We start from the raw sequence: 20,032 nt of genomic DNA on the forward strand, positions 1-20,032 counted from the left end.
GGTATCAGCTGGAAAAAAAGAGAGCGAAAAGGGTTACATGAATATTGAAAAAAGGGTTGTTGAACTGGTTGAAGAAAAGATAGCTGAAATAGAGCGTCCGGACTTGTTTTTGGTAAGTGCCAAACTACACAGCAACGGCAAGCTTATTATTTTGGTTGATGGCGATAATGGTATAGGCATTGCAGAGTGTGTGGCTATTAGCCGCTACGTTGGCTTTAAGCTTGAGGAAGAAAATGTTATAGAAACCGCCTACAATCTTGAAGTTTCATCGCCGGGTATTGATATGCCTTTGGTGCAAACCCGCCAGTACACCAAAAATATAGGCAGAGACCTGGCTATTAAACTGGCAGACGGAAGTAAAAAAGAAGGTACCTTAACAGCAATTACACAAGACGCTGTTATGATAAACGAAATAATAAAACAAAAAGGCAAAAAAGCCGAGTTGATGGAAAGCGTTATACCGCTTGATCAGATAGCAGAAACAAAAGTTACAATTTCATTTAAGTAAGCAAATGAGCAATATTAATTTAATTGACTCTTTCCAGGAGTTTAAAGACTTTAAAAACATCGATCGCCCGACGATGATGAGTGTGTTGGAAGACGTTTTTAGAAGTATGATCCGTAAAAAATACGGTAACGACGAAAACTGCGACGTAATTGTAAACACCGACAACGGTGACTTAGAGATTTGGCGCACGCGTGTAGTAATGGAGGATGGCTTTAGTGAGGATGACGATCTGGAAATTGAATTAGCTGACGCTAAGAAATTAGACCCGGACCTGGAGGTTGGCGATGACTACGTAGAGTTGATCACCTTAGAAAGCTTTGGTCGTCGTGCTATATTAGCTGCCCGTCAAACATTGGTTTCAAAGATCCTTGAACTTGAAAAAGACGAGATCTTTAAAAAATATAAAGACCGCGTTGGCGAGATTGTTACCGGTGAGGTTTACCAGGTATGGAAAAAAGAAACTTTGGTTTTAGATGATGAAGGTAATGAGCTTTTATTGCCAAAAACAGAGCAAATTCCTGCCGATTACTTTAAGAAAGGCGATAGTGTAAAAGCTATTGTACATAAAGTAGATATGTTGAATGCTAATCCTAAAATTATTATATCACGTACAGCTCCTGAGTTTTTACAACGTTTGTTTGAACTTGAAGTGCCAGAGATTTTTGATGGTTTGATCACTATCAAAAAAATCGTTCGTGAACCGGGCGAACGTGCTAAAGTAGCAGTTGAGTCTTATGATGATCGTATAGATCCGGTAGGTGCTTGCGTGGGTATGAAAGGATCACGTATTCATGGTATCGTTCGCGAACTGAAGAATGAAAATATTGATGTTATAAATTATACCAATAATATCCAGTTATATATACAACGCGCTTTATCGCCGGCTAAAATCACTTCTATTAAATTAGACGATGAGAAAAAAACTGCTGCAGTATACTTAAAGCCAGATCAGGTATCATTAGCTATCGGTCGTGGTGGCCATAACATTAAATTGGCAGGTAAATTGACGGGATATGAAATTGATGTTTACCGTGAAGCTGATGAGCATGACGAGGATGTAGACATAGAAGAATTTTCTGACGAAATTGATAGCTGGATATTGGATGAATTTAAACGTATTGGTTTAGATACAGCAAAATCTGTTTTAGCGCTATCTGTTGGCGAATTGATGAAACGTACCGATTTGGAAGAAGAGACCGTAAAAGAGGTACTGTCAGTATTACAGGCAGAATTTGAATAAAAAAAATTAAGCAAATTAAAATCGTATTTTTGCATAAATAGCAGGAAAGAAAACACAATAAATGTCAGAAGACAAATCAATAAAATTAATAAAAGCAGTAAAAGAGCTTAACATTGGTATGGGTACCATTGTCGACTTTTTGGCTGGCAAAGGTTTTAAAGTTGAAAAACAACCTATGGCTAAGCTTGATAGCGACATGTACGGCGCTTTGTTAAAGGAGTTTGCTGCCGACAAGAGTATTAAAGAAGAAGCCAAGCAGATCAGCATCGGTAAAATACGCAAGGACGAAATGCCTGTAACCCCTGAAAAGCCGGTTGAGACACGTCGTTCACGCGATTTTGAGAACGAGGAAATCCTGATAAAAAACGCTGGTAACTTTACTCCGCCACCTGCTCCGGTTGAGAAACCGAAGCCAGAACCAGTGGCCGAACCTGTAAAAGCCGACGAGCCGGCTACTGCGGACAGCCGTCCGGGTGTTAAAGTTGTAGGTAAAATAGACCTTGACAACTTACACGCTAAACCGGCCGAAAAAGCTAAAGAGGAAGCTCCGAAAGCTGCTGAGCCTGTAGCGCCGAAAGTTGAGCCTAAACAGGAACCTAAAGCACCGGAGCCGGTTGCTGTGGCCGAGCCTAAAAAAGAAGCTGCGCCAGAAGCGCCAAAGGCCGAAGAAGTTAAACCCGCTGCGGCTGCCCCTGTGGCACCGGCGCCAATCATAACCCCAGCTACTCCTCCTGCTGCACAGGCTCCTGCAACTGCACCAGCCGAAGACGGTAGCGATTCTGGTGTTATAAGAGCTAAAGCGGAGCGTTTAAGCGGCCCTAACATTATTGGTAAAATTACCTTACCGGTTACGCCAAAACGTAACCCGGTAGCGTCATCATCAAATACAAACGCTGATCATAAGCGTAAGCGTAAACGTAAAGATGGCCCTGGTCAGGGTCAGCCAGGCGGTGCGCCAAACCAACAGGGTACTAATCCTGGTGGTGGTCAAGGTGGTCAGCAAGGTGGCAACAACCAGGGCGGTGTGAGTCGCCCGGGTGGTGGTTACCAGGGCAATCGTCCAAATACCGGCGGTGGTTACCAGGGCAATCGTCCAAATAACAACTTTAACCGTAATGCTCCGGCTAGCGGCCCTAAAGAGGAGCCAACAGAAAAAGATATCCAGGATCAAATTAAGGCTACACTTGCACGCTTAAGCGGCGCAGGTAAGTCTGGCAAATTTGCTCAGCGTGCTAAATTCCGTCGTCAAAAACGTGATGATGTTGCTGCAAATGCCGATGAATTGGCAATGGAGCAAGATGCACAATCAAAAGTGCTAAAGGTTACAGAGTTTGTTACGGCTAATGAGTTAGCTATAATGATGGATGCATCTGTTACGCAGATCATATCAACCTGTATGAGCCTTGGCTTGTTTGTGTCTATCAACCAGCGTCTGGATGCCGAAACTTTAAGCATTGTGGCCGATGAGTTTGGCTATCAGATTGAGTTTGTAAAACCACAAGATGAGGAGTTTATCCTTGATCAGCCCGACGAACCGGAAACGCTTATCCCACGTGCACCTATCGTAACCATTATGGGTCACGTAGATCATGGTAAAACATCGTTGCTTGACTTTATCCGTAAAACCAACGTTATAGGTGGCGAAGCAGGTGGTATAACCCAGCACATTGGTGCTTACGAGGTAACCCTGCCGGACAATAAAGGTAAAATTACATTCCTGGATACTCCGGGTCACGAGGCGTTTACCGCTATGCGTGCAAGGGGTGCACAGGTAACAGATATAGTTATTATTGTTATTGCTGCGGATGATAGCGTGATGCCTCAAACTAAAGAGGCTATTAACCATGCGCAGGCCGCAGGTGCACCTATCATATTTGCCTTTAACAAAATGGACCGCCCGGGCGCTAACGCAGACAAAGTGCGCGAGCAACTATCAGCCATGAATATTTTGGTTGAAGAGTGGGGTGGTAAATATCAAACACAAGAAATATCAGCAAAAAGCGGTTTAAATATTGAGTTGTTGTTAGAGAAGGTATTGTTAGAAGCCGAATTGCTTGAGCTTAAAGCTAACCCTAATAAACGTGCTGTTGGTACTGTTATTGAGGCTGCTTTAGATAAAGGCCGCGGTATTGTAACTACCATATTGGTACAAGCAGGTACCCTAAAAGTGGGCGATCCGATATTGGCAGGTTGCTATAGTGGGCGTGTTAAAGCGTTAACTAATGAGCGCGGCCAAAGGGTTGAGGCTGCAGGCCCATCTACACCTGTACAGGTGTTAGGTATGCAGGGCGCACCTACCGCCGGTGATAAATTTAACGTATTAGAAACCGAGGTTGAAGCACGTGAAATTGCTACCAAACGTATGCAATTACAACGCGAACAAGGCTTACGTACACAGAAACATATCACACTTGATGAGATTGGCCGTCGTTTGGCAGTTGGTAACTTTAAAGAGCTTAACATCATTGTTAAAGGTGATGTGGATGGATCTATCGAAGCCTTATCGGATTCATTATTGAAACTATCTACCGAGCAAATACAGGTTAACGTTATATCAAAAGGTGTTGGCCAGATATCAGAGTCTGACGTATTGTTAGCATCTGCTTCTGATGCGATCATTATCGGTTTCCAGGTACGCCCATCAGGCGGTGCGCGTAAATTGGCTGAGGCTGAACAGATCGACATTCGCCTTTACTCGATCATCTACGACGCGATCAACGAGATCAAAGCGGCGATGGAAGGTATGTTGGCACCAACGTTTGAAGAGAAGATTGTTGCTAATGTTGAGATCCGCGAGACCTTTAAAATTAGCAAGGTTGGTACCATTGCAGGTTGTATGGTGTTAGACGGTAAGATAAACCGTAACAGCAAGATCCGTATCATCCGCGAGGGTGTGGTGATCTACACCGGCGAACTGGCATCACTGAAACGTTATAAAGATGATGTTAAAGAAGTTAATGCCAACTACGAATGCGGTTTGAACATTCAAAACTTTAACAACATTGAAGTAGGTGACATTGTTGAAGCTTACGAAAACGTTGAAGTAAAACGTAAATTAACATAAGTAAAAAGCGGCAACGCTTTTAAAATAAAAAGAAAGGCTCATCGGTAATCGATGAGCCTTTTTAGTTTTAGACATTTGTAGTGCTTGCTAAACGTCGCAAATCATCATAGATGTTTTAAGCGATGCTATCTGCTCGTCCTGCTCTTTAGCTATCGGCAAGTACTCCTGCGCGGTGTAGCCTTTAAAGCCGGTGTCTTTAATAGCTTTCATAATAGCGGGGTAATATAACTCCTGCGTATCATTAGGCTCGTGGCGGCCCGGCACACCTGCAACATGGTAATGTGCTATATATTTATTATTCTTTTTAATGGTGGCTATTACATCGCCTTCATCTATCTGCATGTGGTAAATATCATACAGCAACTTAAAGTTTTCAGATCCTAGCTTTTTGCAAAGCGCTACACCCCAATCGGTGCGGTCGCATTGATAATCTTTGTGGTTTATTTTACTGTTAAGCAACTCCATGATCAACACTACGCCATGTTTCTCTGCCAGTGGAAGGATTTTCTTTAATCCAATCACGCAGTTTTCCAACCCGGTGACATCGTCTTTACCCTCGCGGTTACCGCTAAAGCAAATCAGGTTTTTGTAACCTGCAGCTGCAACTTTAGGTATCAGGTCGCTATAGCTGGCTATCAGGCTTTCATGCTTTTTAAGATCGTTCCAGCCGTTGGTAATGGCAACGCCGGGGCCGTTGCACATAGACGAATCAAGGCCGTGTTTTTTAGCAATTTCCCATTCGTCCGGGCCAATAAGGTCAATAGCCTTCATGCCCATTTTCTTGGCCTCAATGCAAAGCGTTTCAAGATCTATATTGCTAAAACACCAGCGGCATACCGCGTGGTTTATATTCCCTTTTAATTTTTTAGACACCGGATTTATAGTTGTGGTAGATGATGTAAAGGCAGAGAGAGTACCGGCGGCTGCTACTGCCCCGGTGCCGGCTAGAATGTTTTTTATAGCTGATCTGCGGTTTTGCGATGATTTCATAATACACTAAAATTACATTTTTTGAGTTAAATAAATATATTAATTTGAATACATTAAACCGCAATGGTTTAAAAATGTCTATAATTGAAAGTTGCGAAAGATGAAGAAAAGTATTTTTATATCAGCATTTGTTATTTTAGTTGCTACCGTGGTATGCTATGCAAACAGCTTAGCAACTGGTAAGTGGACAGGAACGATGGCTTTGCTATATGACGTTACCGTAAACATGAAAGAAGAGAAAGGCCTGGTAAACGGGGTTGTAAATACCGAGATTGGGGATATTCCCTTAAAAAATGGCGTCATCAAAGACAATGACGTTACGTTTAAACCATTCACTTATAATGGCTTTGCTATATCCTCACTAAAAGGAAAGATCGACGGAGATAAAATGAACGTAGTTGTGGTATTTCAAGGCATGAATTTTACGGGGACTTTGAAAAGAGTGAAGTAAAACCGAGGATATATAAACAGAAAAGGCTTGCCATATTGGCAAGCCTTTTCTGTTTATATATCCTTTCCAAAAGGAAAATTGAGCGGAGAGTTATTGCTCAAACTTGATAGCGTTAAATAACAATAACGCGTCGCTTGCTTTGGCTTTTTCGTTTTTGAATACAAAGTACAGATCATGTAAACCTGTCGTTTCCTTCAATTCTGCTTTAACCCAGTTTTGAGTTTTAGGTTTCAAGTCTAACTGCTCGTACTCAGCCTGACCTAACAAGGCGCCAGTTGGCGAGTCTAATCTAACCTCAATAGTACCTCCCGGCGTGTTCTCCAGCGTAGTAGCATAAGCTGCCAACTGCAATTGTTTTATGCCGGTAAGGTCAAGCTTTTTAAAGCCGATGTAACCGTCTTTACGCGGGATGATGTACGTAACACCGTCTAAACCGCCAACTTTAGTAGTAACGCTTTTTTGAATAGTAGCGGTAGCTGCCAAAACAGTTGGGTTTTTCAGAAAGATGGTAGTAGTAGACGTTTGCTTAGGAATGCTGCCTGCACCTTTATCAGTATAAGCCGCGCGGATAATGTAGGTACCATTTGCATCCTCAGCCGAAACTTTGGGTGTAATGGTTCCTTTTACCGGCATGGTGTTAATGTTGTTGTTCGTTACATTCATAATGTAGTTAACAATAGTTTGCGCGTCGTTAAGGCTGATACCGGGGTGCGCTGGCATTGCGATAGGCTTGTTCCAACGGCCACTGCTACCATTGTGTATAGCTGACGGCAAGCGGGCGATCTCCTTCTCGTTACCTTTGTATTTAGTCGCGATGTCAACAAAGCTGGGGGCAATATTAACCGCGTCAACACTGTGGCAGTTTTTACAATCAGAAGTTGCCATGATAGCACGGGCTACAGCAAATTGGGTAGATGCATCTACACTGCTTTGTTCCTGGGCTACCTGTACGTAATCAAACCCTTCGGATGCATAGTTAACGCTCATAGACACTTGCGCTGCAGGGATAGTGCCCGCGGTTGTGCTGCCATCTTCTTTATCGGCCACTGCCACGTTGTAGTTTAATGGCTTATCGGCAAAGAAGAAAGACCGGTTGCCTGTTAAGTCGATATTTACTTCAGGGGCCTCATTACCAGCAATAATCTTTACCGACTTGCTGTTGCTTGCGCCCTTAGCATCTGTAACAGTTAAAGTAGCCATGTAAACACCTGCTTTTGTTAAAGTAATTGCAGGGTTAGCTGTGGCATATGCTTTTGGCGCTGCCCCCGGAGCGGTTACTTTCCAACTGTATTTTAAAGCATCGCCATCAGCATCTTTTGTGCCTGCTGATGATAGTGTGATGTTCAACGGCACAGTACCGCCTTGTTTATTGGTTGTGGCAAAAACGCTTGGTTTACGGTTACCCGGGTTATATTCAATACGTACCAGTTTAGCGTTATCGCTCTTGCCAAACCATACACTACCATATTCTAATACGTAAAGATCGCCGTCAGGGCCAAATTTAATGTCGATAGGTTCTATCGGGTGGTAGCTTGATAAAAATTGCTCCATCGCAGTGTAATCGCCGTTAGGTTTCATGCTGATAGACATGATCCAGCCGCGGGCTAAATCTGTAGCCAACCATTTGCCCTCGTAATATGCCGGCCAAGGGCGTTTTGCCAAAGGGCGATCGGTACGATGATAAATAGGGCCACCTACCGCGCTGCGGCTACCACTACCCAATAGTGGGAATTGAGCTGAATTTGTATATGGATAATAGATAAATGCCGGCGCAACAGCTGGCAAGTCTTTTAAACCTGTGTTATTAACAGATTCATTGGTAGGTTTTAAAGGATCTTTTTTAGCACCCGGCTCACCATCTACATAGTTAAATGGCGGCGCAGGTACGTTAGGACCAACAAAGTATGGCCAGCCAAAATTGCCTGCCTTACGTGCCTGGTTAAGCTCGTCATAACCCATAGGGCTAACCTCGCTGTCTTCGGTAGCATCCGGGCCAACATCACCCCAATACAGGTAACCGGTCTTTGTATCCACAGATACTCTCCAGGGATTACGGTGACCCATAGTGAAAATCTCAGGGCGTGTTTTAGGTGTGCCTTTAGCAAACAAGTTACCTGCGGGGATAGTATACGTACCATTCGCTTCGGGATGGATTCTTAATATTTTACCTAATAAACTGTTGGTGTTTGAAGTGCCACGCTGATCGTCGCGGCTCTCCTGGCCCGGGCGCTCGTCTGTTGATGGTGATAAAAGCGACGCGGTATTGTTACCAATAGTTAAGTATAAATTCTTTTTAGGGTCCCAGGTCATACCACCGCCGGTGTGGCAGCAGGTTTCGCGTTGGGTATCAAACTCTAATAAGGTTTTTTCAGAGCCAGCAACCAATGCCTCGTTCTCAAACTTCCAACGCGTTAACTTCCATTTCTTTTCGGTAAGCGGCGCGTAAAATGTATATATAAAGTGGGTTTTGTTAAAATCAGGATCAATAGTTAAACCCATTAAGCCCTCTTCGGCCTCAGTCACTTTGCCGGTTTTGCTGGTGTATTTGGTATTAACCGATATTGTAGCAATCGTTTTAACCATTTTAGTTAACGGGTCGAACAGTTTGATGGCGCCTTTACGCTCGCTGATTAGCACACGGCCATCTGTCAACACCTCGAAGGTATTTGGTTCATCAAGGTCGCCGGGGCGGGTAAGCGTTACCGGGGTGAAACGGCTCTCGTCGGGCTTTTTAGGCACATCCGCCATAAAGGCGTATGATGCCGCCGCGATGACCGGCAATAATATTGCAGAAATTTTAATTATGCGTTTCTTATTAAACATATTACAAGGGTTAACGGGCGGTAAATATAGCAAATGTGCCTTAACCCATCAACGCCTAATTGGGTTAGTTATTGGTTAAATTAGCTTTGTAAACAAAATGTTATGATGGGTTTAAACCTGTTGTAGTTAATTGTCAATTACCCCAAAAACAATCTTGAATAATATCCCTTATGTTATTACCTATAAAATTTTTACCTTAGATCAAACCAATCTCTCATCCAATCTTAAACATCATGAAAACAAGTAACCTCTGGCTTGTAATTTTTGCCGCTACTTTTATTTACTCGTGCAATGGCGGCGACAAAGTTTTGCTGCGCCTCAAGCTTAATTTGAACAAAAAGATCGATCTTAAGTACCGCACCCTTGAGTTTGCCGAAAACGAAAACGGATCGCCCTTAAAAACCGAATACATACGCATGACCATGCGGGTTGACCGTATAATGCCCGACTCGGCCTACCAGTTTTTAGCCAAGTGCGATTTTATTAGGATAACTAACCCCGGTTTATTGGCCGATGAAGAGTACACATCAGATAAAGACATATCGCAACTTAGCGAGGCCGGTCGTCATCTGGATGAGCAATTAGCGCCGGCTATCGACTCGCTTTATCAATTTACCATAAATAAACAAGGTAAAATTGTTAAGCCCATTTCCTTTGCGGGTGGCAAAGCCATATCACCCGAGTATGCGCTTATCAATCTTAATATCTTTCAAATAAATTTCCCGGTTAACGCGGTAGGTGTTGGCGAAGAGTGGAGTAACGAGTCTGACTTGCCCGGCTCTATTTACAAACGTAAATCGACGTATAAAATTGAAAGCATTTATGACAGCACCGTGCAAATTAGTGTTGATGGTAAAATTGATGGCGCTAAGGCGGACAGCAAAAGCTTTGCCGGCAGATATTACCTGAATAAGGAGACCAACAACCTTGACTCATGCAAGCTGGAAATTAAAGATGCTGATAAAAGATTAACTGTAATAGCATTAGCGGCAAAATAATCAGTCAATACTTTAATTAAATAGCGATGGGTACACCCATCGCTATTTTTTTTTGCCTGAGATTGATGGTTAAGTGCGTCGTAATAAACAACATACCGTATGTTTAATATATTTTATAGTACTTTGTATTGCATAATACCATATAATGCAATACCTTTGTTAAAAAACAATAATCATGAAAGCAATAATTATCAAATTTACAATGGCAGCCCTGCTGATTGCGTGCGGCCAGTTAACGTTTGCGCAGTGCGATACAACCGTAGTTCTTAAATCATCAAAAACCACTTATCTTGATGACAAAGGCAATGTTAAAAGCGAGCAAACTGAGGCGCAAAATGCAACTATTACCATCTCAAAAAAGAGGATTGTAATTGTACCGGGTAACGACCATGAAATGGCAGGGGACATTACCTCAAAAACTTGCGAATGGAAGACGCCCTTTAAAGACGGAAAAATGATAATAAAAGCGACCTTTGAGAATGATAACGGTGAGCAGCAACATGCTACCATAGCAATTACAGGCGTAGCAGGTAAAGTAACGCTTACCTACCAAGCCGAAGAAAGGCCTGAAGTAAAAATACAGGTAACGGCGGATAGTTTTGAAACAAAGAAAGCTTAACGCAAAAAGGCCTTTCCCACTATTGCGGGAAAGGCCTTTTCTATGTCAAGTATTTTATTTAATGGAAGTAGTACCGGTCAATCTATCTTTTAATACTTTCATCCAGTAGCCACCTATAACACTACGAGCCTGGAAACCTACCATTTTGCCGGTAGTAGTTTCGTGCCAATCGCTCAATGGTACTCGTGACGGAGTTTCGGTAGCGAAACGGTAAACCGGCGCTAATAAATCGTCAAAATCGTTTTTCTTGTCAGACATTGATGCCGTCCACATAATCCAATCTGATTTGGTATATGTTTTACGGCTATCCAAAGGCAAACCAAATTCTTTTTGATTTTTAAGGTAGTAAGCCATCTCGGTGTCGTAAACCTTTTGAGGGAACAAGTTTAACTTCAATACCTTGTCCCAAACCATGTTGTATTTCTGGCTCCAGGTTTTAAGGTTATCAAATACTAAAGCATAGTGGTCGCCTGCGTCGTCTTTAGCCATCCATTTCTGCGCGTAATCGGCAGCCATGGCGCTGTATTTATCTGCAGTTTGTACCTGGCCCATTTGTCTGGCCATTTGTGCATAAGCACCTATAGCTACAATAGCTTTAACCGATAAATTTGCGTTGTGAGCAAGGTGACCGGCAAAGTCGTCGGTACATAATTGGTTACCCGGGTCAAAGCCAGCTTCGGCTAAATAATTTGTCCAGATGGTTAGGGTGCTCCAGTGTTTTTTAGCGTAAGCGATGTTGCCGTTAGCTTTCACTATGGCGGCAGCTAAAATGACCATGTTACCGCATTCTTCAACCGGCATATCTTCGCCGTAAGTTTGGCCGTTAGCCAACGGATAAGTTCCTAAATCGTGAGCTGCAAAAGGTTTTTTCCATTTACCGCTTTCGCTATAATAAAAAATACCGTTAAGCATTCCCGCCATCAAATCAGGGTTATACAGCAAGTATAATGGGGCAGATGGGTAAGTAACATCAACGGTGTTGATAGAGCCATTGCTAAAGTTTTCTTTTGATAACCAAAGAATTTCGCCTTGAGGGCTTTTTACTAAGATATGCGCCGAAATAGACTGGCGATATGACATATTGCAAAGCTTGGCATAAAGCTCGCCACCGGCTTTGTAGGCATCGTTCCAAATGGTTTTATCTGTAGCATTGCATTTAGCCAATGTGGTAGCGTAGTTAGCAGCCGCTTTGCTCAAAGCATTATCCATAGTTGCACCAGGCGCGTTTTTCCACCATGGTTTAAGATTAGTGCCAAAGTATTGTACAGAATACAAATCATCATAACCAATCATAGTGTATTTGCTGATAGGTTGCGCACCTACCACACCTAATGGCAATACTACGTTAAGCATCAATTGCTTGCCCGTAGCAGCGGTAGTGGTATTAAATTTATCGCTGATGAAAGAGCCGATAGCATCTTTACCTTCGGTAATATATTGCTTGGCGCCTGCCGCTGCCGAAGCTGCTACATAAGCGTGGCCCCAATCTATACGTAAGTTATCGCCTTTCTTTTTAAGGATAGGTTGCTCCACGGTTCCGGCTTTTAAAATGCGTAAACCGGTTTTTAAATAAGCATTGGCTGTTACCGGCTGATTAGGCTCATTAACAGCAACATCAGTACTTACACCTTGAAAAATCACCACATTATGCTTTTTAGCATCGTTAGCTTTTGCCTGGTAAGTAATATATGATACTGGCGAAGCTAACAGGTTAAGGTCTGTCATCACCAATGGCGAAGTGAAAGTAACGTTCAAATCGGCAGGGCCTGCTTTAAAGCTGTATATGGTTTGCGTAGCTGTAACTTTAACGTTTGTTTGCTCGGCTTCCTGAATAGATGCCGAACTAAGGTCTTTCAACTCTTCTGATAAACCAGCGTCTAGGAAAGTACCGCCCGCAGTATTGCGGATATGAATTGCCAGAACGTTTTCGCCTGTTTTTAATATAGAGGCATCAGCAATCGGGAAATAATCGTAGCCGTCGTTCCAACCGCGTTTTCTCAATACTTGGGTACCGTTAATGTAAACCTCAATGTTATCATCATAAAATAACTTCAGGAACAACTTGCTGGTTGGCAACTGTGCCAGGTTAAATTTACGGCGCATCCAGATATCGCCCTGGCGCCAGGCAGTGCCTTTAGCAGCACGCTGATCACCAAAAGGGGCAGCAGATTTTTTCCAGCTTCCATCGGCAAAATTAGGTTTTTCCCAACCGTCGCCCGGGTTTTCGGTAACGTAAGCCGGGCTATATGAGGTTTCATCGGCGCTGGCCAATAAAGTTTTGTATTGTAAAGATGTTTGGCCCATAAACCGATAATTTACTCCATCAACCTTAACAATACCTAATAAAGATTGCTCTTTACCGGTCCAGTGGCGGGTGGCAGATTCGGTCAGCTTATCAGTGTTTGACCAAATGCTGAAATAGGGGTTATGTGTAATAAGAGGGTAAGCCGGCATTTTGTCCTGCGCCATGCCTGTAAAGGCAACAACAAGGCCCGGGACAAGCATAGCTATCTTGCGGAAAACTTTTTTCATAAAATAATTTAATTGGTATGAAATGGTAAAGCTAATAATTACACAGCAAAATTGGATAATTTAGTGTATAATGTACGTTACAAGCGTGCGTTTTGGTTGCCAATGCTTTGGTCGGCCGTGGGTAAATCGTCTTCCACAGGTTTGGCGGTAGCTTTTTTCCAAATGGTAAAGGCGCCATAGGCAAAGATAAACCCAATAACAAAGTAAACCCAGATAGCCAGGTTACGGCCAGCGATAATAATATAGGTGTAAGGTATACAAAAACTAATACCTGCTAACAGCAGTAGTGTAATAGCCGGCTTTTTAGCCCTCATATTACGTATGGCAAAGCCCAATAAAGTAAACAACGATACTTTGCTGGTAAGATACAGGCAACCCAACAACAAAGGGTCTACACCATGCTTTTCGCCCAGTGTGGTTAGCCAGTGCGTAAATTGATTAAAGTATTCTGTCATTAGCAATGCAAGGTAGAAATAACTGGCATAAGTTTGGTAAACTTATATAAAATGTAAATTAACTTTTAGGCTTAATTAAAGTCTATCTTAAAAGTTTAACTCTGAGCGACTGGCATGAGAACGAGAATCATTTTACTATTTATGTTTGTAACTGCCTTTGCAAAGGCACAAACAGTAGGTGCTTGGCAATTAAAGGAAAGCAGCGACGGTATAAAAATTTATACTGCCGATATATCCAATTCAAAAATTAAAGGTATTAAAGTGGAGTGCCAATTTAATGCCACGCTGTCGCAGGTTACTGCAGCGTTGATGGATATTAAAAACAGCGAAGAGTGGCTTTATCATACCGCAGGCAATCAACTGATTAAACAAGTGTCGCCGGGCGAGTTATATTATTATTCATTAATAGAAATGCCCTGGCCGGTAAGTAACCGAGATTTTATTGCTCACTTAAAAGTAACGCAAGACCCCGTAAGCAAAGTAGTTACCATGGACGCGCCATGTATACCTGATATGATACCGGTTAAACCCAAGATAGTACGGATAACAAATTCTAAGGGAAAATGGGTAGTAACGCCCGCAGGCCCCGACCATGTAAAAATTCTATACACCCTATATGCTGATCCGGGTGGCGACGTACCGTCGTGGCTTACCAATTTATTTATAACCCAGGGGCCATCGCAAAGCTTTAAAAAATTCAAAGCCCATATACAGAAGCCGGCCTATAAAAATGCTAAGCTGGATTACGTGGTAAACCAGCAATAATTATAGGTCAAGTCCGGCTACATAATCAGCATGATCTTTCTGCGCCCAGGCCACCATAGCATTCATTACCGGTGTAAGTAGTTCGCCTGCGTCACTTAGTTTATAAGTTACAAAAGGGGGTACCACAGGCTCCGCTTTGCGGATAACCAGGTTATCCGCCTCTAATTGCTTAAGATGCTGTATCAGCATTTTTTCGGTAATAGGCGGTATAGCGCGGCGTAACTCGCTGTAACGTTTTGGGCCGTTTTGTAGTTGATAAAGGATGATGGGTTTCCAATGACCACCAATTTTGTTCATTACATAAGTAACCGGGCATTGCAGCCGACTGGCTGTTTTGTTGTGGTTAAGTGTCGATCTTTCTTTTATCGCTGTCATGATCTTAATGCTTACTTTGGGGTAAGTACTTGTATAAAAGTAAGTACAAATATACCTTTGTTGACAACAAAAGCAAATTACACTATGAAAATCACAGTAACAGGGTCATTAGGAAATATCAGCAGGCCATTGACCGAAGCATTAGTAAAAGCAGGCCACCAGGTAACTGTTATAAGCAGCCATGCCAGCCGCGCCGAAGAGATTAAAGCATTAGGAGCAACTCCGGCTATAGGGTCGGTAGAAGACGTCGCTTTTTTAACCGAAGCATTTAAAAGCGCAGACGCCGTATACGCGATGGTGCCACCAAACTTTGGTGCAACCGAATGGAAAAGTTGGATTACAGGCATTGGCCAAAACTATGCCGATGCGTTTAAAGCCGCCGGCGTAACCAAGGTTGTTCACCTGAGCAGCATTGGTGCACATTTAGAAGATGGCACCGGTCCGGTTACCGGCATACATGGTGTAGAAGAGATTTACAATAAGTTAGATGGAATAGCGGTAAAGCACCTGCGCCCGGGATTTTTTTACACTAACTTTTATGCTAATGTAGATATGATTAAACAAGGCGGCATCATCGGTAGTAACTTTGATGCTGATACAAACATGGTACTGGTCCATCCAACAGATATAGCCGCCGCGGCGGCCGATGAATTGGAAAGCGATTTCACCGGTAAAAGTGTACGCTATATAGCCAGCGACGAACGTACAGCAGGCCAAATAGCGCAAGCCCTTGGCGCAGCCATTGGCAAACCAGCGCTGCCTTGGGTTGAATTTAGCGACGCCGATAATACAGCCGGTGCGGTAGGGGCGGGCTTACCTGAAGAAATTGCCAGCAATTATACCCAAATGGGTACGGCTGTACGCAGCGGGAAAATGTTTGAAGATTACTATAAAAATAAACCGATTTTAAGTAAGATCAAATTAGAAGATTTTGCACAGGAATTTAAAGCCGCGTTTTAAGCTATCATGTAAAAGGGTGCCCATCTAAGATGGGTCACCCTTAATTGAATAATAAACATCTAAACTTAAATTATTCGTTTCTTTAGAGCGGCCAGGTGGCCGGTTTATATTTATACCTCTTGCAGGCAAGCTACTTATGTAATAAGACGCTGGCTTTTTTAAATGGTTACAGTCTTTCAGTCGCTGCCTTTAACCTTTCGCCTAAAAAGGTTACTTTTGCCTTACTATGAGCGAAGAGAGATCATTAAATTTTATAGAGGAAATAGTTGAAGAAGATCTGGCCAGCGGCAAGCACGGCGGCAGGGTATTAACCCGTTTCCCGCCGGAGCCGAACGGTTATCTGCACATCGGCCACGCAAAGGCTATTTGCTTAAACTTCGGTTTGGCGAAAAACTACAGCGGCAAAACAAACCTGCGTTTTGACGATACCAATCCTACCAAAGAAGAAACCGAATACGTTGATAGTATTAAAGAAGACGTAAAATGGTTAGGCTTTGATTGGGCAAACGAGTTATATGCCTCTGATTACTTCGACAAGCTATATGAGTTTGCCGTTGCGCTTATCCAAAAAGGATTGGCATATGTTGACGACAGCAGCTCTGAAGAAATCGCTGCTCAAAAAGGCACGCCTACCACAGCCGGTACGCCAAACCAATACCGCGAGCGTACTGTAGAAGAAAATCTGCAGCTATTTGCGGATATGAAAGCTGGTAAATATGCCGATGGCGAACGTGTATTGCGTGCTAAGATCGATCTGGCATCGCCAAATATGTTGCTACGCGATCCGTTGATATACCGTATAAAACATGCAACTCACCATCGCACAGGCGATGCCTGGTGCATTTACCCGATGTATGATTTTGCTCACGGACAAAGTGACGCTATTGAAGAGATCACACATTCCATCTGTACATTGGAGTTTGTACCGCATCGCGACTTATACAATCTTTTCATAGAAAAGCTGGAACTATTCCCATCTAAACAATATGAATTTGCCCGTTTAAACATCACCTACACCGTAATGAGCAAGCGCAAGCTGTTGCAGTTGGTGGAAGATAAATATGTTGATGGCTGGGATGACCCGCGCATGTCAACCATTAGTGGGTTGCGCCGCCGTGGCTACACGCCTGCATCTATCCGCGAGTTTTGCGAGCGAATTGGTGTTGCCAAGCGCGAGAACATGATAGACTTTAGCTTGCTGGAGTTCTGCATTCGGGAGGACCTGAACAAAACCGCCTGGCGCCGTATGGCAGTGCTTGATCCTATAAAAATGATCATCACTAATTATCCCGAAGGTCAAATTGAAACCCTGCATGGCGATAACAATCCTGAGGTTGAAGGTGGCGAAGGTGGCCGCGATATCCCATTCAGTAATGAGCTTTGGATAGAGCGCGAGGATTTTATGGAAGAGCCCCCTAAAAAATTCTTCCGCCTGGGTGTTGGCCTTAGCGTTAGGTTAAAACACGCCTATATTGTAAAATGCGAAGATTTTAAAAAGGATGCCGACGGAAATGTAACCGAGATCTATTGTACTTACATTCCAGAATCTAAATCAGGCAACGATACCAGCGGCATTAATGTTAAAGGGACTATCCACTGGGTAAGTGTACCACACGCCAAAACTGCCGAAGTTCGTTTGTACGATCGCTTGTTTAAGGTTGAGGATCCATCAAACGAAGAAGGAGACTTTAAAGATTATATCAACCCCGACAGCTTGCAAATACTACCGGCGGCATATGTTGAACCGGATCTGGCAAACGCGGAAACCGGCCGTGGGTACCAGTTTATCCGCAAAGGGTATTTCACACTTGATAAATTATCGACAGACGAAAAGCTGGTGTTTAACCGTACGGTTACTTTGAAGGATGGCTGGAAAGCGCCGCAGGGAAAATAGAACTTAATGTCATTGCGAGCGAGGAACGAGCGTGGCAATCGCACGTAGAACGGTAGCCTACTTATCAGCGTGCGATTGCTTCGTACCTCGCAATGAACTGTGTTCAATTCTGATAAACAATCAAAACCGTCAAATCTTCATTACCTGCGGGTTTTATGCCGTGGCTGCTGCCGGGTAGGGTTAAAATGCCGTCGCCGGTGGTAACCGGTATCGTTTTGCCGTTCATCTGTAGTTCGCCGTTTCCGTTTAGCACATAATAAATTTCCTGTTCTTTCTGCAAGTGATAGCCAATGGAGGATCCCGGGTGCAGCACCCTTTTTCTGAATGCTACTTTGCTCCCCTTAAACGCACTGAAAAAAGAATATGCGGTTGTTTTGCCACCACCATTATGCGGGCCTACATCTTGCCTAAGAATATTCTTTTCGTGGTCCAGCACATAGCCGGTATCCTGCTGCATAACTGTAAATCCCGCCAGGAAAATTAAAGAGAACCCTAACGCGGTAATAATGAATGTTGGGAGGTGAAAGGTTATTTTCATAATTGATCAAATATGTTTTTCATCCTGAGCATTGCGAAGGATCTTATTCAACGGACAGATAACTATTGTTAATCGAGCTAAAAGATCCTTCGTTTCTCAGGAGGGCAATCTTGGTTACGATGCTTCTCTATTTACTTTCTCAACAACTCCCTCGCATTTTGCAATGCACTTTCGCCTGGTTTATCGCCGCTGAGCATTTTAGCAATCTCCAAGATGCGCTCGTCTGTGCTTAGTTGTTTAATACGGGTGCGGGTGGTTTCTGCATCGTCGTCCTTGTAAACAAAGTAGTGGGTGTTGCCTTTGCTGGCAATTTGCGGCAGGTGGGTAATGGTTATTACCTGCAGGTTGTTGCTTAGCTGCTCCATTATCTGGCCTACTTTATTGGCTACTTCGCCGGACACACCGGTGTCTATCTCGTCAAAAATAATGGTAGGCAAGGCGGTATTTTTGGCAATGAGCGACTTAATGCTTAACATCAATCGCGATAGCTCGCCACCCGATGCCACCTTGCTCATTTCGGCCAAGGCATGGCCTTTATTAGCGCTGAATAGAAAGCGGACGATGTCTGTCCCGTTTTTAGCCAGGTCTGATGCCGATGTGGTTTCAATTTTTAGCGCTGAATTGCCCATTCCCATTTCGGCCAATGTATTTAGCACATCGCCTTCAATAGCGGGTATGGCTTTTTGCCTGTTGGCTGATAGTTGAGCCGCCAGTTCTGTCAGTTGTTTCTTATCGGCCGCTAATTGCTCCTGTAATTTCTCTATGGCCTCATCGCCAAAAACGACTTGTTGTATTTTGCCTGATAATTCATCCTGCAAAGCCAAAAGCTCGGTGTTATTATTTAGGCGATGTTTTTTTAACAGGTTATAAATGGTGCTCAAGCGTGTGTTCACTTCCTCTGCCCGCGCTTCGTCGGTATGGGTACGCTGCTCCAGGTTCTCCACCTCGGTAGCTATATCTTTCAGTTCAATAATGGCGCTATTCAGGCGTTCTTGTAATTCTTGTATATCCGGATTAAACCTTGTTAAGGCAGCCAACTGCTGATTAGCATCTTTGAGTTGTGTCAGCGCGGCGGCTTCACTATCCTGCATCAGGTAGTTAGCGCCCGTAAGATTGCGCTTTATTTCATCGGCGTTGTTAAGGGCATATAATTCCTTTTCCAACTGCTCTTGCTCGTCGGGTACAAGGTTGGCGTTCTCTAGTTCATCAAACTGGAATTGGTAATAGTCCAAATCGGCTTTAGCTTTTTTGCTATCCTCAATTAATTGTTGCAGCTTGCTCGTTGATTTTTTATAAGCGCGAAACTTAGTTTGATACTCGCCCAACAACTCCGGATGGCGGGCAACCGAATCAACCACGAGTAATTGAAATTCCGGGTCATTGATCTCCATTGTTGCATGTTGCGAGTGGATGTCGATCAGTTTTTCGCCCAAAAGTTTCATGGTGTTAAGGTTAACCGGCGTATCGTTAACAAATCCCCGCGATTTACCATCGGCAGAGATCTCGCGCCTTACAACAGTTTCTGCTTCATAATCCAGGTCATTATCTTCAAAAAAATTCTTTAACTCAAAATTTCCGATCTTGAAAGTGCCCTCGATAACGCACTTTTTTTGCTGATTAAAAAAGTAACGGCTCTCTGCCCGTTGACCCAATATTAAAGACAGCGCCCCAAGAATAATAGATTTTCCTGCGCCGGTCTCGCCAGTCAGAATGTTAAGCCCCGCGTCGAAACTAATTTCCAGGTTATCAATTAAGGCGTAGTTACTGATACTGAGTTTTTGAAGCATAAACGTGTCGCTGTTTAACGAGGGTCTAAATTA

At 43.4% G+C, this 20,032-nt stretch carries 16 protein-coding genes; 9 read left to right on the forward strand and 7 right to left on the reverse strand.

What is annotated here, in order from left to right; translation table 11 throughout:
- Nucleotides 1–37: 37 nt before the first annotated feature.
- The 3 genes from ACFSYC_RS07660 to infB all read left to right on the forward strand — a co-directional run bounded on the left by ACFSYC_RS07660 (nucleotide 38) and on the right by infB (nucleotide 4,812).
- Nucleotides 38–508: a ribosome maturation factor RimP gene (locus tag ACFSYC_RS07660; RefSeq protein ID WP_377125653.1), complete on the forward strand. Its 471-nt coding sequence runs from the start codon at nucleotides 38–40 to the stop codon at nucleotides 506–508.
- 4 nt (nucleotides 509–512) lie between these two features.
- On the forward strand, nucleotides 513–1,748 hold the full coding sequence (nusA, locus tag ACFSYC_RS07665; RefSeq protein WP_377125252.1) for a transcription termination factor NusA: 1,236 nt from the start codon (nucleotides 513–515) through the stop codon (nucleotides 1,746–1,748).
- A gap of 61 nt (nucleotides 1,749–1,809) precedes the next feature.
- On the forward strand, nucleotides 1,810–4,812 hold the full coding sequence (gene infB / locus ACFSYC_RS07670; RefSeq protein WP_377125255.1) for a translation initiation factor IF-2: 3,003 nt from the start codon (nucleotides 1,810–1,812) through the stop codon (nucleotides 4,810–4,812).
- Between the two features lie 87 nt (nucleotides 4,813–4,899).
- On the opposite strand, the gene ACFSYC_RS07675 is transcribed toward infB, so the two are convergent.
- Nucleotides 4,900–5,802: a hydroxypyruvate isomerase family protein gene (locus tag ACFSYC_RS07675; RefSeq protein ID WP_377125258.1), complete on the reverse strand. Its 903-nt coding sequence runs from the start codon at nucleotides 5,800–5,802 to the stop codon at nucleotides 4,900–4,902.
- A 100-nt stretch (nucleotides 5,803–5,902) separates the two neighbouring features.
- Here ACFSYC_RS07675 and ACFSYC_RS07680 point away from each other — a divergent pair, with 100 nt between their 5' ends.
- Complete coding sequence (locus tag ACFSYC_RS07680; RefSeq protein WP_377125261.1) at nucleotides 5,903–6,253, forward strand: hypothetical protein; 351 nt, start codon at nucleotides 5,903–5,905, stop codon at nucleotides 6,251–6,253.
- 90 nt (nucleotides 6,254–6,343) lie between these two features.
- Here ACFSYC_RS07680 and ACFSYC_RS07685 read toward each other — a convergent pair whose 3' ends face one another.
- On the reverse strand, nucleotides 6,344–9,076 hold the full coding sequence (locus ACFSYC_RS07685) for a PQQ-dependent sugar dehydrogenase (protein ID WP_377125264.1): 2,733 nt from the start codon (nucleotides 9,074–9,076) through the stop codon (nucleotides 6,344–6,346).
- Between the two features lie 233 nt (nucleotides 9,077–9,309).
- Between ACFSYC_RS07685 and ACFSYC_RS07690 the strand changes: the two genes are divergently transcribed.
- Together ACFSYC_RS07690 and ACFSYC_RS07695 are read left to right on the forward strand one after the other, a co-directional pair.
- Nucleotides 9,310–10,074, forward strand: coding sequence for a DUF6263 family protein (locus tag ACFSYC_RS07690; protein ID WP_377125267.1), 765 nt, complete (start codon nucleotides 9,310–9,312; stop codon nucleotides 10,072–10,074).
- Between the two features lie 175 nt (nucleotides 10,075–10,249).
- On the forward strand, nucleotides 10,250–10,693 hold the full coding sequence (locus tag ACFSYC_RS07695; protein ID WP_377125270.1) for a hypothetical protein: 444 nt from the start codon (nucleotides 10,250–10,252) through the stop codon (nucleotides 10,691–10,693).
- Nucleotides 10,694–10,747: 54 nt separating this feature from the next.
- Here ACFSYC_RS07695 and ACFSYC_RS07700 read toward each other — a convergent pair whose 3' ends face one another.
- Complete coding sequence (locus ACFSYC_RS07700; RefSeq protein WP_377125273.1) at nucleotides 10,748–13,225, reverse strand: glutaminase family protein; 2,478 nt, start codon at nucleotides 13,223–13,225, stop codon at nucleotides 10,748–10,750.
- A gap of 77 nt (nucleotides 13,226–13,302) precedes the next feature.
- Entirely contained in the window at nucleotides 13,303–13,680 is a 378-nt protein-coding gene (locus ACFSYC_RS07705; RefSeq protein ID WP_377125276.1) for a hypothetical protein, read from the reverse strand.
- A gap of 114 nt (nucleotides 13,681–13,794) precedes the next feature.
- On the opposite strand from ACFSYC_RS07705, the gene ACFSYC_RS07710 reads away from it, so the two are divergent.
- The gene (locus tag ACFSYC_RS07710; protein ID WP_377125279.1) at nucleotides 13,795–14,445 is read left to right on the forward strand and encodes an START domain-containing protein; all 651 of its coding nucleotides are present in this window, start codon (nucleotides 13,795–13,797) and stop codon (nucleotides 14,443–14,445) included.
- Here the strand turns inward: ACFSYC_RS07710 and ACFSYC_RS07715 are convergent, their stop codons facing one another.
- Nucleotides 14,446–14,820: a winged helix-turn-helix transcriptional regulator gene (locus ACFSYC_RS07715; RefSeq protein WP_377125282.1), complete on the reverse strand. Its 375-nt coding sequence runs from the start codon at nucleotides 14,818–14,820 to the stop codon at nucleotides 14,446–14,448.
- An 84-nt stretch (nucleotides 14,821–14,904) separates the two neighbouring features.
- Here ACFSYC_RS07715 and ACFSYC_RS07720 point away from each other — a divergent pair, with 84 nt between their 5' ends.
- Together ACFSYC_RS07720 and ACFSYC_RS07725 are read left to right on the forward strand one after the other, a co-directional pair.
- Nucleotides 14,905–15,780, forward strand: coding sequence for an NmrA family NAD(P)-binding protein (locus ACFSYC_RS07720; RefSeq protein WP_377125285.1), 876 nt, complete (start codon nucleotides 14,905–14,907; stop codon nucleotides 15,778–15,780).
- A gap of 226 nt (nucleotides 15,781–16,006) precedes the next feature.
- Nucleotides 16,007–17,674, forward strand: a complete 1,668-nt coding sequence (locus ACFSYC_RS07725; RefSeq protein WP_377125288.1) for a glutamine--tRNA ligase/YqeY domain fusion protein — start codon at nucleotides 16,007–16,009, stop codon at nucleotides 17,672–17,674.
- 103 nt (nucleotides 17,675–17,777) lie between these two features.
- Here ACFSYC_RS07725 and ACFSYC_RS07730 read toward each other — a convergent pair whose 3' ends face one another.
- Both ACFSYC_RS07730 and recN read right to left on the reverse strand, forming a co-directional pair.
- Complete coding sequence (locus ACFSYC_RS07730) at nucleotides 17,778–18,212, reverse strand: cupin domain-containing protein (RefSeq protein ID WP_377125291.1); 435 nt, start codon at nucleotides 18,210–18,212, stop codon at nucleotides 17,778–17,780.
- 131 nt (nucleotides 18,213–18,343) lie between these two features.
- Nucleotides 18,344–19,999, reverse strand: coding sequence for a DNA repair protein RecN (recN, locus tag ACFSYC_RS07735; RefSeq protein WP_377125294.1), 1,656 nt, complete (start codon nucleotides 19,997–19,999; stop codon nucleotides 18,344–18,346).
- Nucleotides 20,000–20,032: the final 33 nt, after the last annotated feature.

Origin of the sequence: Mucilaginibacter antarcticus (assembly GCF_042686155.1) — a bacterium.
GTDB lineage: Bacteria > Bacteroidota > Bacteroidia > Sphingobacteriales > Sphingobacteriaceae > Mucilaginibacter > Mucilaginibacter antarcticus.

What these genes read in the sequence shown, in the direction of transcription:
- ACFSYC_RS07660 (WP_377125653.1), top strand. Translation starts at nt 38, where the DNA reads ATGAATATTGAAAAAAGGGTTGTTGAACTGGTTGAAGAAAAGATAGCT.
- nusA (WP_377125252.1), top strand. Translation starts at nt 513, where the DNA reads ATGAGCAATATTAATTTAATTGACTCTTTCCAGGAGTTTAAAGACTTT.
- ACFSYC_RS07705 (WP_377125276.1), bottom strand. Translation starts at nt 13,680, where the DNA reads ATGACAGAATACTTTAATCAATTTACGCACTGGCTAACCACACTGGGC.
- ACFSYC_RS07685 (WP_377125264.1), bottom strand. Translation starts at nt 9,076, where the DNA reads ATGTTTAATAAGAAACGCATAATTAAAATTTCTGCAATATTATTGCCG.
- ACFSYC_RS07715 (WP_377125282.1), bottom strand. Translation starts at nt 14,820, where the DNA reads ATGACAGCGATAAAAGAAAGATCGACACTTAACCACAACAAAACAGCC.
- ACFSYC_RS07720 (WP_377125285.1), top strand. Translation starts at nt 14,905, where the DNA reads ATGAAAATCACAGTAACAGGGTCATTAGGAAATATCAGCAGGCCATTG.
- ACFSYC_RS07700 (WP_377125273.1), bottom strand. Translation starts at nt 13,225, where the DNA reads ATGAAAAAAGTTTTCCGCAAGATAGCTATGCTTGTCCCGGGCCTTGTT.
- ACFSYC_RS07730 (WP_377125291.1), bottom strand. Translation starts at nt 18,212, where the DNA reads ATGAAAATAACCTTTCACCTCCCAACATTCATTATTACCGCGTTAGGG.
- ACFSYC_RS07680 (WP_377125261.1), top strand. Translation starts at nt 5,903, where the DNA reads ATGAAGAAAAGTATTTTTATATCAGCATTTGTTATTTTAGTTGCTACC.
- ACFSYC_RS07690 (WP_377125267.1), top strand. Translation starts at nt 9,310, where the DNA reads ATGAAAACAAGTAACCTCTGGCTTGTAATTTTTGCCGCTACTTTTATT.
- infB (WP_377125255.1), top strand. Translation starts at nt 1,810, where the DNA reads ATGTCAGAAGACAAATCAATAAAATTAATAAAAGCAGTAAAAGAGCTT.
- ACFSYC_RS07725 (WP_377125288.1), top strand. Translation starts at nt 16,007, where the DNA reads ATGAGCGAAGAGAGATCATTAAATTTTATAGAGGAAATAGTTGAAGAA.
- recN (WP_377125294.1), bottom strand. Translation starts at nt 19,999, where the DNA reads ATGCTTCAAAAACTCAGTATCAGTAACTACGCCTTAATTGATAACCTG.
- ACFSYC_RS07695 (WP_377125270.1), top strand. Translation starts at nt 10,250, where the DNA reads ATGAAAGCAATAATTATCAAATTTACAATGGCAGCCCTGCTGATTGCG.
- ACFSYC_RS07710 (WP_377125279.1), top strand. Translation starts at nt 13,795, where the DNA reads ATGAGAACGAGAATCATTTTACTATTTATGTTTGTAACTGCCTTTGCA.
- ACFSYC_RS07675 (WP_377125258.1), bottom strand. Translation starts at nt 5,802, where the DNA reads ATGAAATCATCGCAAAACCGCAGATCAGCTATAAAAAACATTCTAGCC.